The sequence below is a fragment of the Burkholderia sp. AU31624 genome (genome assembly GCF_020420065.1).
Taxonomy (GTDB): domain Bacteria; phylum Pseudomonadota; class Gammaproteobacteria; order Burkholderiales; family Burkholderiaceae; genus Burkholderia.
In genome coordinates this window covers 71005-85064 of record NZ_JAIZRT010000006.1, presented here as the reverse complement: position 1 = coordinate 85064, position 14060 = coordinate 71005, and the positions used below count along the sequence as shown (strand labels likewise).

At 67.5% G+C, this 14060-nt stretch carries 14 protein-coding genes and 1 pseudogene; 12 read left to right on the top strand and 3 right to left on the bottom strand.

What is annotated here, in order from left to right:
* The first annotated feature begins 131 nt into the window (after nucleotides 1-131).
* The 6 genes from LGM89_RS22340 to LGM89_RS22315 all read left to right on the top strand — a co-directional run bounded on the left by LGM89_RS22340 (nucleotide 132) and on the right by LGM89_RS22315 (nucleotide 3836).
* Nucleotides 132-512 (top strand): LysR family transcriptional regulator, encoded by a 381-nt coding sequence (locus LGM89_RS22340; RefSeq protein ID WP_226273902.1) that lies wholly within the window; start codon nucleotides 132-134, stop codon nucleotides 510-512.
* Nucleotides 509-958, top strand: coding sequence for a phosphate-starvation-inducible protein PsiE (locus tag LGM89_RS22335; RefSeq protein ID WP_089498599.1), 450 nt, complete (start codon nucleotides 509-511; stop codon nucleotides 956-958). The genes LGM89_RS22340 and LGM89_RS22335 overlap by 4 nt, the downstream gene beginning before the upstream one ends.
* A gap of 51 nt (nucleotides 959-1009) precedes the next feature.
* Nucleotides 1010-1207: a hypothetical protein gene (locus LGM89_RS22330; RefSeq protein ID WP_089498600.1), complete on the top strand. Its 198-nt coding sequence runs from the start codon at nucleotides 1010-1012 to the stop codon at nucleotides 1205-1207.
* A gap of 67 nt (nucleotides 1208-1274) precedes the next feature.
* Entirely contained in the window at nucleotides 1275-1730 is a 456-nt protein-coding gene (locus tag LGM89_RS22325) for a DUF1269 domain-containing protein (RefSeq protein WP_089498601.1), read from the top strand.
* A 34-nt stretch (nucleotides 1731-1764) separates the two neighbouring features.
* Nucleotides 1765-2019, top strand: coding sequence for a hypothetical protein (locus tag LGM89_RS22320; RefSeq protein WP_089498602.1), 255 nt, complete (start codon nucleotides 1765-1767; stop codon nucleotides 2017-2019).
* Between the two features lie 392 nt (nucleotides 2020-2411).
* Nucleotides 2412-3836 carry a PLP-dependent aminotransferase family protein gene (locus LGM89_RS22315; RefSeq protein ID WP_069249479.1) on the top strand — a complete coding sequence of 475 codons (1425 nt, stop codon included), beginning with the start codon at nucleotides 2412-2414 and terminating at the stop codon, nucleotides 3834-3836.
* A gap of 43 nt (nucleotides 3837-3879) precedes the next feature.
* Here the strand turns inward: LGM89_RS22315 and LGM89_RS22310 are convergent, their stop codons facing one another.
* The gene (locus LGM89_RS22310) at nucleotides 3880-5040 is read right to left on the bottom strand and encodes an NAD-dependent formate dehydrogenase (RefSeq protein ID WP_226273901.1); all 1161 of its coding nucleotides are present in this window, start codon (nucleotides 5038-5040) and stop codon (nucleotides 3880-3882) included.
* Between the two features lie 235 nt (nucleotides 5041-5275).
* Between LGM89_RS22310 and LGM89_RS22305 the strand changes: the two genes are divergently transcribed.
* Together LGM89_RS22305 and LGM89_RS22300 are read left to right on the top strand one after the other, a co-directional pair.
* A complete protein-coding gene (locus LGM89_RS22305; RefSeq protein WP_226273900.1) occupies nucleotides 5276-6808 on the top strand; it encodes an FAD-dependent oxidoreductase in 1533 nt (510 codons plus the stop codon).
* Between the two features lie 37 nt (nucleotides 6809-6845).
* Nucleotides 6846-7223, top strand: coding sequence for a DUF5594 family protein (locus LGM89_RS22300; RefSeq protein WP_089449437.1), 378 nt, complete (start codon nucleotides 6846-6848; stop codon nucleotides 7221-7223).
* 38 nt (nucleotides 7224-7261) lie between these two features.
* On the opposite strand, the gene LGM89_RS22295 is transcribed toward LGM89_RS22300, so the two are convergent.
* Nucleotides 7262-7480: a DUF6566 family protein gene (locus LGM89_RS22295; RefSeq protein WP_011349700.1), complete on the bottom strand. Its 219-nt coding sequence runs from the start codon at nucleotides 7478-7480 to the stop codon at nucleotides 7262-7264.
* Between the two features lie 257 nt (nucleotides 7481-7737).
* A pseudogene (locus LGM89_RS22290) lies at nucleotides 7738-7818 on the bottom strand (IS200/IS605 family transposase); the annotation flags it as partial.
* 174 nt (nucleotides 7819-7992) lie between these two features.
* On the opposite strand from LGM89_RS22290, the gene LGM89_RS22285 reads away from it, so the two are divergent.
* The 4 genes from LGM89_RS22285 to LGM89_RS22270 all read left to right on the top strand — a co-directional run bounded on the left by LGM89_RS22285 (nucleotide 7993) and on the right by LGM89_RS22270 (nucleotide 14014).
* A complete protein-coding gene (locus LGM89_RS22285; protein ID WP_206138025.1) occupies nucleotides 7993-9195 on the top strand; it encodes an RNA-guided endonuclease InsQ/TnpB family protein in 1203 nt (400 codons plus the stop codon).
* 184 nt (nucleotides 9196-9379) lie between these two features.
* The gene (locus LGM89_RS22280; RefSeq protein WP_089498608.1) at nucleotides 9380-9844 is read left to right on the top strand and encodes a DUF1269 domain-containing protein; all 465 of its coding nucleotides are present in this window, start codon (nucleotides 9380-9382) and stop codon (nucleotides 9842-9844) included.
* A gap of 461 nt (nucleotides 9845-10305) precedes the next feature.
* Entirely contained in the window at nucleotides 10306-11673 is a 1368-nt protein-coding gene (locus tag LGM89_RS22275) for a sigma-54-dependent transcriptional regulator (RefSeq protein WP_226273899.1), read from the top strand.
* Nucleotides 11674-11710: 37 nt separating this feature from the next.
* On the top strand, nucleotides 11711-14014 hold the full coding sequence (locus LGM89_RS22270; RefSeq protein ID WP_226273898.1) for an ATP-binding protein: 2304 nt from the start codon (nucleotides 11711-11713) through the stop codon (nucleotides 14012-14014).
* Nucleotides 14015-14060 lie beyond the last annotated feature (46 nt).

Here is a 14060-nt window from a genome sequence, read left to right as displayed (position 1 = left end):
CGTCAAACAGGGCCGGATTTTGGCCGGCGCCCGCTCAGCTGTACTCCTGGCGCATGCGGCGCTGTGCTCTTGAGCGTGCGTGCCGGGTGCAGTAGATTAGGTCCCGCTGCGCCGCCACGAGGAGCGTCATCATGAACCTGCTGGAAGCGATGCGTGTGTATGTCGCGGTGGTCGAGCATGGCGGCCTGTCCGGTGCGGCGTCCGAGCTGCAACTCGACGAAGCGCAGGTGAGCGAACGGATCGACGGCCTCGAACGGTATCTCGGCTGCCGCCTGCTGCTGTGCCGCGACCACGACGACGTCGCCTGCACCGACGCGGGTGACGCGTTCCACGTGTGCTGCCGCCGGACGCTGTCCGCGGTCGAGCAGGCGACCGGCGCGGCCGGCCCGCATGCGACGGACAGGCCGGATCGGCCCGACGCGCACGATACCGTGCATGCCGCCGCGCGCGACGCGACGTTCCCGCCGCAGCCCGGCGCCGCTCATGCCTCAACCCAGCGACTGTCACCTTGAATACGACCTCCATTGCCTGCTCGCCCGCCGAGCGCATCCGCCGCCGCTTCGGCCATTTCCTTCACGCGGCCGAACTGGCCGGACTGATCGTGATCGGGCTCGCGACCGCGTTCGCGATGGCGCAGGAAGCGTGGAAGGTCGTGCTCGCGGGCGAGGTGTCGCTGACCGACCTGCTGCTGATGTTCCTGTATCTCGAAGTGCTCGCGATGGACGTGCGCTACCTGCGGCTCGGCCGCTTGCCCGTACGGTTTCCGCTGTTCATTGCGATGACGTCGCTCGCGCGCGACCTGATACTGCGCGGCGCAACCGACAGCCCCGAGCGGATGCTGATGACGACGGTCGGGATCGTGCTGCTCGCCGTCGGCGTGCTGATCCTGAGTTTCGGCCAGCACCGCTTCCCGGCCGACGTCGCCGATGTCGAGGACGATGCGCAGGCGCGCAGGTAAGCGCGCGGGCGGCCGCATGCATTTTCGCTGTCCCTGCAAGGAGGGAGCTGGATGAGCACACATTCCGTTGAATCGAAGCGGGCGATCGAGCTGCAGCACGCGGCGTCGGACGCCTACCGGCTGGCGCGCGACACGCGCGATGCCGATCCGGCGCTCGCCCGCGCGCCCACCGTCGCCGGGTTGCAGCGAGAGGCTGCGTACGCCTATGCCGACGCGGCGCGTGCACGCGAGGCGGCCATCGGTATCTGAATCGAACCCCGGCGTGCCGCATCGGTTGCGGCGCTGCCACTGACCCTCCAACCGAGCGAGGTATCGCATGACCCAGCAACTGATCGTCGCCGTGTTCGGCAGCGTCGACACGGCTCGCCAGGCCGCGAACGATTTCGAGGCGCTGTCGGAGAAGGACGAAGGATTCCACATCGAGAACGGCGTCGTCGTCGAGAAGGACGCGACCGGCAAGCTCGCGGTCCTCCACGCGGAATCGCGGCCGTTCAAGGGCGGCGTGATCGGCGCGATCGCGGGCGGCTTGCTCGGCCTGCTCGCCGGGCCGCTCGGCGTGGTCACCGGCATGGCGGCCGGTGCGGGCGCCGGCATTCTCGCGGAAGCGGCCGGCAACGCGCTGCTCGACGGCACGTTCGTCGAGACGGTGGCGGCGCGGCTCGTGCCCGGCAGCGTCGCGATCATCCTGGAAGCGAAGGAAGACACGCCGTTCTCGGTCGACAACGTCGTGACCGGATTCGGCGGCAAGGTGTTTCGCCAGTCGCTCGACTGAGCGTGTCGTCGTCGAACCGTAAAGGGAGAACCGCATGCACATCGAACAATCGTACCGGCGCTTCGACATCACGGCGACGCTGTCGCCGCTGCCCGGCCACGGCAACCGCGCGATCGCGAGCGTCGACGTGACGACCGACGATCCGGCCCGCCTCGCCGATCTCGGCACCGGGCAATTCCTGCAGATCCGCAAGTGGGTCGAGTCGAACGACATCGCGTTGCTGACGGTGGTGTTCGACGAGTGCAAGGTCGCGATCGATCACTACGCGGACAACGTCGACGACGCTTGAGCACACGCGGGGCCCGCGCATCAGCGGGCTTCGCGTGACTGCCGCCCGACGGCGGCCGGCAAACCGCGACGACGCACGCCGGCACCGCGCCCGGCGAATGCTTGCCGCGCGATCGCGCGGGGCCGTTTGCCGTCGCGTTCGAATCTGTTCACCACGCCGGCCGGATTTCACGTTTCCTCGCCAAACTGTCACTTACATTCGTCGAAATGACGCAGTAGGATGCCGAACCTTGTCTAGATGAGATTCGCATTGCTATCCGCCTTCAATTTCGATAACGGACGAGGTTCGCACCGGCACGCCCGCGCCCGGGCACGGCTATCCGGCTTCGTGCACCGGCGCGGCCATGCCGCCCGTGCATCGCACGCCGGTTCACCGCTGGCGGGGCGAGGCGGATGAAGCTCTACGAGAAATTTGCAAACGACATAGAGAGACTCATCCGGCAGGGCGTATATCGACACGGCGATCGTGTCCCTTCGGTGCGGCAGGCGAGCCAGCAGCACCGGATCAGCATCACGACCGTGCTGCATGCATATCTGCTGCTGGAAAGCCGCGGGCTGCTGGAGAGTCGCCCGCAGTCGGGCTATTTCGTGAACCTGCGACGCGATGACAGCCATGCGCCGGTGCGCGAGCTGCGGCCGTCGAAGCCGATCGCGATTTCGTCGTCAGTGGACGTGAGTCGGCTGGTGCTGTCGACGCTGCGCTCGATCGGCACCGACGATGCGGTGCCGCTCGGCTCGCCATACCCGGACCCGAGCCTGTTTCCGTTCGAGAAGCTGAACCGCTACGCGTATGCGGCCGGCCGCGACAAGTCGCTGTGGGGCGTGACGGACGGGCTGCCGCCCGGCCATCCGCGGCTGATCCGGCAGATCGCGCGCCGCTACCTGGAAAACGGGATGTCGGTGGATCCGAACGAGATCATCGTGACGGTCGGCGCGACCGAGGCGATCAACCTGTGCCTGCAGGCGGTCGCGAAACCGGGCGACACGATCGCGGTGGAATCGCCGACGTTCTACGCGATGCTGCACGCGATCGAACGGATGGGGATGAAGGCGATCGAGGTGGCGACGCATCCGGAATACGGGATCGACATCGCCGCGTTGGCCGCGATCGCGAAGTCGCAGCCGATCGCCGCATGCATGGTGATGCCGAATTTCCAGAACCCGCTCGGCTTCCAGATGCCGGACGAGCGCAAGCGCGAGCTGGTCGAGTTCGCCGCGAAAGCCGACCTGCCGATCATCGAGAACGGCGTGTACAACGAACTGTACTTCGGCAACATGCATCCGAGCACGCTGAAGTCGTTCGACCGGCACGACATCGTGCTGCATTGCTCGTCGTTCTCGAAGAGCCTGACGGCCGCGTACCGGATCGGCTGGGCGCTGCCGGGCCGCTATCGCGAGCAGGTCGAGAAGCTGAAATTCCTGAACACGCTCGCGACGCCGTCGTTGCCGCAGCTCGCGATCGCCGAGTTTCTCGAACGCGACGGCTACGAGCATCACCTGCGGCGGATTCGCAAGGCCTATGCGCAGCAGGCGAACCTGATGCGTACGATGGTGTCGCGGTTCTTTCCGGAGGGCACGCGCATCTCGAGCCCGGCGGGCGGATACGTGCTGTGGATCGAACTGCCGGCGCAGATCGACGCGATGCGGCTGTACCAGCTCGCGCTGGAGCAGGGGATCACGATCGGGCCCGGCTACATGTTCTCGATCACGGACAGCTACCGGAACTTCATCCGGCTGAACTACAGCAGCCCGTGGTCGCCGGAGATCGAGCAGGCGGTGATCGCGGTCGGCAAGCTCGCCGCCTACTGCCTCGACTGAGTGAGCCGCCGCGCGTCGCGCGTCGTGCGGCACGCGCGCGGCGTCACGTCAGCCGGTACGACTGCGCGCCCGTTCCCGCGAGCGTGCCGCCGTCGACGATTAGGTATTCGTTGCGGATCGGCTTGCCGTCGAACCAGCATTGCAGGATCTCCAGCGTGCCGGCCGCGTAGCGGGCCTGCGCGGACAGCGACGTGCCCGAGATGTGCGGGGTCATCCCGTTGAACGGCATCGTGCGCCACGGGTGATCGGCCGGCGCCGGCTGCGGAAACCACACGTCGCCGCCGTAGCCCGCGAGATGCCCGGACGTGACGGCGTTCACGACCGCGTCGCGGTCGACCAGCTTGGCACGCGCGGTGTTGATCAGGTACGCGCCGCGCTTCATGCGCGCGATCATCGCCGCGTCGAACAGGTGCTCGGTCGACGGGTACAGCGGAATCTGCAGGTTGACGATGTCGACGGCGCTCGCGAGCGACGCGGCATCGGCGTGATACGTGAGCCCGAGTGCCTGCTCGACCGATGCATCGAGCCGGTGGCGCTGCGTGTAGTGCAGCTGCAGCCCGAACGGCTGCAGCCGGCGCAGCACGGCGAGCCCGATGCGTCCCGCGCCGACCGTGCCGAACTGCATGCCTTCGACGTCGTAGCTGCGCGACACGCAATCGGCGATGTTCCAGCCGCCTTGCTGCGCGATCGCATGCGACGGCAAGTAGTTGCGCACCAGCGCGAGCGTCGTCATCACCACGTGCTCGGCCACGCTGATGCTGTTCGAGCCGGTGACTTCGGCGACGGTGATGTGCGCGCGCGCGGCGGCGTCGAGATCGACGTGATCGGAGCCGATGCCGGCCGTCAGCGCGAGCTTCAGCTTCGGCGCCCGGGCGATTCGTTCGGCCGTCAGGTACGCGGGCCAGAACGGCTGCGAGATCACGACATCCGCTTCGGGCAGCCGGCGCTCGAATTCGGAGTCGGGGCCGTCCTTGTCGCTCGTGACGATCAGCGTGTGGCCGTGCGCTTCCAGATAGGCGCGCAAGCCGAGCGCGCCGGACACCGAGCCGACGAGTTCGCCGGGACGAAAGCCGGGCGGGCCGGCCGGCGTCGGCGCGGTCTGCCCGTCCGCGTAGTGCGTGATGACCGGAATCGCATCGCGCACGTAGCGCGGCGGATAGCCGTCCACGGGATCGGGGTAGAGCACGCACAGGACGGTAGCCATCGGGTAGTACTCCTGGTGACGGGGAGAAGGCGGCACGCGGCTTGCGCGGGAGGCGCGGCGTGCGTCGCGGGCCGCTGCCGTGTTGCGCCGCAACGTTGATGACGTTCTACGCCCGTCATGGATCGCGTACAAGCTACAGTGCGTGTTTGCGTGCGCTGCGGGGACGTCTGTACCTGTTCTTTTCAGGAGGGATGTCGATAATGGGATCGTTACCTGACTTTTCGGGAGCCACGTCATGACTGAAAGCGACGATTCGTCGTCACGCCCCGATCTCACGCAAGGCATCGCGCTCGACGATCTCGCCGACGGCGCAATGATAGAGGGCCATGTCGGCGATGCAGCGGTGCTGCTCGTGCGCCGCGCCGATGAACTGTTTGCCGTGGGCGCACAGTGCCCGCACTACGGCGCGCCGTTGGCCGACGGCCTGCTGGAAGGCGACACGATCCATTGCCCGTGGCATCACGCGGCGTTCTGCCTGCGCACCGGCGCGCTGCTGCGCGCGCCCGCGCTCGACGGGCTGCCGTGCTGGCGCGTCGAACGCCGCGACGGCCGCGCCGTCGTGCTCGACGAGCGGCCGGCCGCCGCACCGCCTGTATTGAATGCAGCGGGACTGCCCGCGTCGGTGGTGATCGTCGGCGGCGGTGCGGCTGCCATCGCGGCCGCGGTGACGCTGCGGCAGGAAGGCTATCCGCATCCCGTCACGCTGCTCACCGCCGATGCCGATCCGCCGTACGACCGCCCGAACCTGTCGAAAGACTATCTCGCCGGCACGGCCGATGCCGACTGGCTGCCGCTGCGTGCGCCGTCGTTCTATGCGGACCATCACATCGACATGCGGTGCGGCACGCGTGTCGTACGCATCGACCCCGCGCGGCAGGCGGTCGAACTGGCCGACGGCAGCCGCGTCGGCTACGGCGCGCTGCTGCTTGCAACGGGCGCCGAGCCGAACCGGCTGACCGTGCCCGGCGCGGATCTGCCGCACGTGTGCGTGCTGCGCTCGCGCGCCGATTGCGACGCGCTGATCGGCAAGCTGAAAACGGCGCGTCGCTGCGTCGTGGTCGGCGCGAGCTTCATCGGGCTCGAAGCGGCCGCCGCGCTGCGCACGCGCGGGCTCGACGTGCAGGTCGTCGCGCCCGATGCGCATCCGATGGCGCGCGTGCTCGGCGAAGCGCTCGGCAGCACGATCCAGGCACTGCACGAGTCGCACGGCGTCGTGTTCCATCTCGGCGCGACGCCCGCGCGGATCACGCCGGACAGCGTGACGCTGTCGAGCGGCGACGTGCTGCCGGCCGATCTCGTGGTGGTCGGCATCGGCGTGTATCCGAACGTGGCGCTCGCGCAGGACGCGGGGCTGGCCGTCGAGCGCGGCGTGACGGTCGACCGCTTCCTTCAGACGAGTGCGCCCGGCATCTACGCGGCCGGCGACATCGCGCGCTGGCCCGATCCGCTGACGGGCGAGCGGATTCGCGTCGAGCACTGGGTCGTCGCCGAGCGGCAGGGCATCGCCGCCGCGCGCAACATGCTCGGGCAGCAGCGGCCGTTCGACGCGGTGCCGTTCTTCTGGAGCCAGCATTACGACCTGACGGTCAACTATGTCGGGCATGCGGAGCAATTCGATCGGGTCGAGATCGATGGCGACCTCGGCGCGCACGATTGCTCGATCGCGTACTGGCGCGGCAACACACGGCTCGCGGTCGCGACGGTCGGTCGCGATCTCGACAGCCTGAAGGCGGAAGCGGCATTCGAGCGGCAGATTGCAGCCGCGTGACAGCGTTGTGACGACATGATTCGAACCCGGAGGCGAGATGAATCCCGATGTGCGTGCCCGTTTCGAAACCGAGTTTGCGCCGCGCATCGCGGCGCGCGTGCTCGGCCTGTATCAGCCCGGCGAAGTGAGAGTGGACGTCGTGCCGCACGACGGGCAGGGCAGCCCGACCTGTGTCGACGTGATCGGCCTCACGTCGACGGTCGGCTTGCCGAACCGGCTGAACGCGCGGCTCGCGTGGCGTGACGATGCGATCGATGCGTTGCTGGCCGAGCCCGACCGCAGCCGCTTCGACCGCTATCTTGCGGCGCTGCCGGTCACGATCGAACGCTGGCAGATGGAGTTGCCGGTCGATTTCAGCACGCGCACCCAGCGCGATCGCGAGATCCTGATCGGCGATCTGGATTTCGATGCGTGAAACGCGCCGTGCGATGCGTGCGGATGAGCCGGTTGCCGCTAGCGGTCGCGTGTCTTGATGATCACGCGGCCCTGGTCGATGCCGCCGCGCAGGGCTTCGTCGCACGTGAGCCATTCGGGTGTGACGAGCTCGGGCGCGGGCAGGTCGACCGGCGCGCCGTCGCGGAAGATCCGCACCTGCGCGACCCACGCGCCGTTCGCGTTGCGCGTCGCGTCGACGCGAATCTCGTGATCCATGAAGGTGTCGGTGGCTTGCATCGGTCGGGGCCCTCCGTCGTGCGTGAACGCGGTGCGTCGATCGTAGCAGCATGGCGTGCGCCGTGCATCCGAAACGAAGCGGAACCTGCGCGCGATTCGACGCACGTATCGCCGCGCGAGACGGGAGCGAACCTGTGGCCTTCGACCTGACCTTTTCCAGTAAGACGGAGACCACATCGCACTGCCTCACCACCTTTTTGCGAATGCTGGGGGTAGCGCTTCTGCCGGATCATGCGGCTTGAGACGCCCTTGAGGCTGCTCGCCAACGACGACACAGAAACCTCGGGCGGGTAGCTCATCAGCAGGCGGACATGCTCGTCCTCGCCATCGAACCCCATCAGTTCGGATTCGACGCGGCGGAAATGCCGCGCAATCATTCGGAATTTCCGTGGGGAACACGTCGCGTCGGTATTTGGTCGCGAAGTCCATGTTGCATATGCATCAGAACGACGCAATGGCGACCGCGTCGAATGGCTTGACTCTCACTTGTAGGCCAAGCATAGAATGGCCCGATGCAACGACTCCAGGCTTTCAAGTTCGAACTGATGCCAAACGGCGAGCAGCAGCGCAAGATGCGCCGCTTCGCCGGGGCGTGCCGATTCGTTTTCAACAAGGCGCTGGCGTGGCAGCAGGAGAACTGCGAGGCGGGCGGAAAGTTCATCGGGTACGTTGAGATGGCAAAGCGCCTGACGGCATGGCGCAACGGTACCGAAACGCCTTGGCTCAAGGACTCCCCGGTGCATCCGCTCCAACACGCACTCAAGGATCTGGAGCGAGCCTACAAGAACTTCTTCGCCAAGCGCACCGCCTTTCCGCGCTTCAAGAAGAAAGGTCGCAGCGACAGCTTCCGCTACCCCGACTCGAAGCAGATCAAACTCGATCAGGTCAACAACCGCATCTTTCTGCCTAAGCTTGGCTGGCTCCGTTATCGCAACAGCCGGGACGTGTTGGGCGAAGTGCGCAATGCCACCGTGTCTAGAAACGCAGGAAAATGGTTTGTCTCCATCCAGACTGCGCGTGAAGTCACGCAGCCGGTGCTGCGGGCAACCAGCGCGATCGGCATCGACATGGGCATCGCACGGTTTGCCACAATGAGCGACGGTAGCTTTCTTGTGCCGCTCAACAGCTTCAAGCGGCACGAGGCTAAGCTGCGTCGTGTGCAGCAGGGAATAAGCCGAAAGGTCAAGTTCAGCAACAACTGGAAGAAGGCAAAGGCTCGCATCCAGCGTATCCATGCCCGCATCGGCAACGCTCGCCGTGACTACCTGCACAAAGCCACGACCACGATCAGCCAAAACCACGCGATGGTGTGCATCGAGGACTTGCAGGTACGCAACATGTCGAGGTCGGCGGCTGGCAGCCCCGGCGCACCGGGCAAGAACGCTCGGGCCAAGTCCGGCCTGAACAAAGCCATCCTCGATCAGGGGTGGTTCGAATTTCGTCGTCAGCTGGACTATAAGCTGACGTGGAATGGGGGCTGGCTCATCGCCGTGCCGCCGGCGAATACGAGTCGAACATGCCCGGTCTGCAAATACGTGAGCGCCGAAAACCGGCAGACACAGGCGGCATTCCGCTGTGTCGACTGCGGTCATGAGGACCATGCCGATGTGGTCGGTGCGATCAACATACTGGCGCGGGGACACCGCGTTGCAGCCTGTGGAGAGCCGGTGCAGTCGGGCCGCTCCGTGAAGCAGGAACCCGCCGAGGCGATCTGAAACGAGCATCATCGCTTCAGACGCGGTAGGACCCCCCCGCCTTTAGGCGGGGGAGGATGTCAAGGGGATGATTCTCGCGGCGATCGCGATGCAGATGATCGTCGCGAGCCTGAAGGCCGCATTCGGGCTGCCGCACTGAGTGCCGCCCATCTCGAACCGGCCGCCTGATTTCGTGGAGTCGTTGATGAATACGTTGATCGTGTTGTCCTATCCCGACCTCGCGGCCGCCCATCGCGCGCTCGCCGAACTCGATACGTTGCGCGACCGGCACGTCGTCGCGCTGTCGGGGGTGGCGATCGTCGAGTGCACGGCTGACGGACAGTTGCGCGCGCATGCGCTCGACCCCGATCGCACGCCGCCCGCGTCGCTGCTCGACAGCGTGGTCGAGCACATCGAATCGTCGCTCGACGCATGGCGCGAGAAGCCGGTGGACGACGCGCTGATCGACCGCGTCGCGCGCAAGGCGCGCCCCGGCACCGTGTCGCTCGGGCTGGCCGCGACGCAACTCGATATCTACGCGCTGAGCACGGCGCTCGCACCGTTCGGCGGAGACGTGATCGACACGACGTTGTCGATCGACGACGAACTGAAGCTCGTCGAAGCGATCTCGAAAGCGCGTGACAGCGGCAGTCAGGCCGCGACCGACTGACGGATCGACGAAGCAGATAGAGCGCTCGATGGTCGGCAAGTCACGCGGCAGGGTCTGAATCGAACGCGCGCTATCAAGCGACCACGATCGTCATCGGAGCATTCCGACATGCGAAAAAACAGACCGGAAAGTTTGACCGCATGGCGCGTCAACGTGCGCAAAAGACGGGATCCGGGCGACTTCACGCTACATGATCGCCTTGAAACGAGGGCGTTCTTACCGATTGTCGCGCATTGAATCTGGCAATGCAGGTCACGTGGACGGATAGATTTATTCGATGACCGGCGAATGCGCGACATGCCTCTCCTATACTCACAGGGACTGCTTTTCACGGGAGGACTGCCCATCCGCACGAGTGCATCGATCAAGCCGTATCGTCGTGCGACCAGTGGCCGGACCTCGCTGCAACCTGCCGCGGTTCCGGCAGCTACGCGCGCCGGGCTGCTTCACAAGGAGCCACGATGCCCTACGTCCTGATCGTCGAAGATGACGCCGATACGCGCGCCATGCTCGCGGCGCTGGCGCGCACGCAGCAGCTTGCGTGCGACACGGCCGCGACGCTCGAGGAAGCGCGCACGCTCGTCACGACGCACCCCCCTGATCTCGTGCTGTGCGATCTCGTGCTGCCGGACGGCAACGGGATGGATCTGTTCGATGCGTTGCCGAAGCATTCGCACTGCGAAATGGTGCTGACCACCGGCCACGCGAGCCTCGAAACCGCGATCGACGCACTGCGGCGCGGCGCGACCGACTACCTGGTCAAGCCGCTGAACATGCAGCGGCTGAACAGCATCTTCGCGCGCGTGCCGCGCACCACCGCGCTGCATGAAGAGATCGCCGAGCTGCGCTCCGAACTGCAGCGTCTCGGCCGCTTCGGCCGCATGCTCGGCAGCTCGCCCGCGATGCAGACCGTCTACGACGCGATCGGCCGGGTCGCGCGCACCGAGGCATCGGTCCTGCTGACGGGCGAATCGGGCACCGGCAAGGAGCTGGCCGCGCAGACGGTGCACGACCTGAGCCTGCGCCGCCGCGGCCCGTTCCTCGCGGTGAACTGCGGCGCGATCGCCGCGAACCTCGTCGAGAGCGAGATGTTCGGCCACGACCGCGGCAGCTTCACGGGCGCGGAGCGACAGCACAAGGGCTTCTTCGAACGCGCGGACGGCGGCACGCTGTTTCTCGACGAGATCACCGAGATGCCGCTCGAGTCGCAGGTCAAGCTGCTGCGCGTGCTCGAGACGGGGCGCCTCACGCGGCTCGGCTCGACGCGCGAGATCGACGTCGACGTGCGCATCGTCGCGGCGACCAACCGCGACCCGGAGGCCGCGATGGCCGACGGCAAGCTGCGGCCCGACCTGTTCCACCGGATCAACGTGTTCCCGATCCCGCTGCCGTCGCTGCGCGAGCGCGGCGACGACATCCCGATGCTCGCCGATGCGTTCCTGCAGCAGTTCAACGCCGAAAGCGGCCGGAACCTGCGCTTCGCACCGGCCGCGCGCGATGCGCTGAAGAGCTATGCGTGGCCCGGCAACGTACGCGAGCTGCGCAACTTCGTGCAGCGCGCGAGCATCTTCTGCGACGCGGACGTGATCGATACGCTGCCGCCGCCGATCATGGACGAACTGTCGAGCATGGCCGATTCGCACGAGGATCGTGTGACCGTGCCGTTCGGCACGTCGCTCGAGGAAGCCGACCGCAAGCTGATCCTCGGCACGATCGCGCAATGCGGCGGCGTGAAGGCGCAGGCGGCCGAGGTGCTCGACGTCAGCCTGAAGACGATCTACAACCGGCTCGCGCAGCTCGAAGACGAAGTGGACAAGCCGGAGTCCTGATGCCGCCGCGACCGACCCGCCGGCAGGAGCGTGATCGATGATCGACATTTCGCGGACTCGCGCGGGCAACTACGTCACGGCCGTGATGCTGGTTGCGATCGCCACCGTGCTGCAGGCGCTCGCGATCCGCTTCGGCGGCGTGAACCTGCCGCTCGTCCTCTACTATCCGCTGCTCGCGGGCGCCGCGTGGGCGACGTCGTTCCTGTTCGGGATGGCCTCGACGGTCGTCAGCGGCCTGCTCGTGTGGACGCTGTTTCTCTCGGATCCCGCGGCCTATACGCAGCCGCTGCCCGATCGGCTCGTGCGGCTCGGCACCTTCGTGCTGATCTGCGCGCTCGTCTGCGCGATCGCGTCGATGCTGCGCCGCGCGCGCTTCACGAACGATGCGGCGCTACGGCGTGAAGCGGCCGCGCGCCGGCGGCTCGAAGCCGTGCTGCAGGCGTTGCCGCATGGCGTGATCGCCACCGATACGAACGGGCGGCTCACCTACCTCAACGCCGCCGCGGCCGCGCTCGTCGGCTGCCGGCCGGACGATGCGACGGGCCGCGCCGCGCGCGACGTGCTGCGGATCGTCGATCGCGACGGCCGGCGCGTTCAATCGACCCCGCTCGATCTCGCGCTCGGCGGCGAGGGTGTCACATCGGATCGCCACTGGCTGCAGGCGGAAGGGAGCGAGCCGGTGCCGATCGTCGAGGTGGCCGCGCCGCTCGGCGATGCGGACGGCAACGTCGACGGCGCCGTGCTGCTGCTGCGCGAAGCCGGCGCCGACCGTTCGCGGGCCGATGCGTCGCGGTTGCAGCGCGCTGTCGTCGACGCGTCGCCCGACGCGATCGTCGGCATCGATGGCGACGGCCGCATCGTCAGCTGGAACCCGGCCGCGCAACGCATGTTCGGCTACGACGAAAGCGATGCGCATGGGCGCACGTTCGAATCGCTGGTGGCGATGCGCTGGCTGAAACGCAAGCCGCTCGTGCAGTCGTTCGACGACATGCACGCGGCGGTCGGGCCGATCGACCTGCTGTGCGTGCGGCGCGACGGCCGGCGCTTCCGGGCGACCGTGTCGGCGGGCCCGGTACGCGGCGACGTGCGTGCGTCCGTCGCGTTGTCGCTGACGCTGCGCGAAGCCGGCGCGCAGCGCCGCCGCGACCTGCGCGCGCAGCGGTCGCTGCAGGGCGCACGCGATGCGCGCGACCAGGCCGATACGTCGAACCGGCTGAAGGACGAACTGCTCGCGACGGTGTCGCACGAGCTGCGCACGCCGCTGAACGTGATCTACGGCTGGGTCGAGGTGCTGCGCAATTCGGGCGACAGCGCGCTGCAGCAGCAGGCGGTCGACGCGATCGATCGCAGCGCGCGCTCGCTCACGCGGATGGTCGGCGACATCCTCGATGCGTCGTCGCTCGCGACCGGCAAGCTGCAGCTCGACGCGCGGCCGGTGGACGTCGTGCGGCTGTTCTCCGATTCGGTCGGCGCGTTCCAGACGGCCGCGTTGTCGGCCGGCATCGTGCTCGAATTCGACTGTGCGGCGTCGACCTGCGTGGTGTCGGGCGATGCCGAGCGCTTGCGGCAGATGCTGTCGAACCTCGTGTCGAACGCGCTCAAGTTCACGCCGTCCGGCGGCAGCGTGACGGTCGGGCTCGCCCGCAACGATGCGCGGGTGGTGCTGACCGTGAGCGACACGGGGCAGGGCATCGTGCCGGCGTTCCTGCCGTACGTGTTCGACATGTTCCGCCGCGCGGAGGATTCGCCGGCGTCGTCGCGGCGCGGGCTGGGCCTCGGCCTGTCGATCGTGCGGCATATCGCCGAGCTGCATGGCGGCGGCGTGACGGTCGAGAGCGCGGGCCGTAATCGCGGCGCGACGTTTACCGTGACGCTGCCGGCCGGCTGGCAGCCGGTCGGCGCGATGGCGTGGGGGAGCGCGCACATGGACGCCCATCGCGCCCCGTTGACGCTCGATACGCAACGCATCCTGATCGTCGACGACGATCCGACCACGCGCGAGAGCCTCACCGCCGCGCTGACGACGTTCGGCGCGGCCGTCGCGATCGCGTCGACGGGGCGCGAAGCGCTCGCGGTGGCCGCGGATCTACGGCCGACCGTCGTGCTGTCCGATCTCGCGATGCCCGACGGCGACGGCTTCTGGCTGCTCGACGCGTTGCGACGCGCCGGCATGAACGGCGGCGGGCCGCCCGGCATGCGGGTGCTCGCCGTGACCGCGCATGCAGGCCTGGCCGACGAACGCCGCGCGCTCGAGGCCGGGTTCGACGGCTATCTGTGTAAGCCGGTCGACGTGCGCGAACTGGCGGACAAGATCGTGCGCGTGACGAAGCAGGACGGCTGACGCGGCGGCCGTCCGTCGTTGTCCTGATGCGACGGCCCGTTTCGGT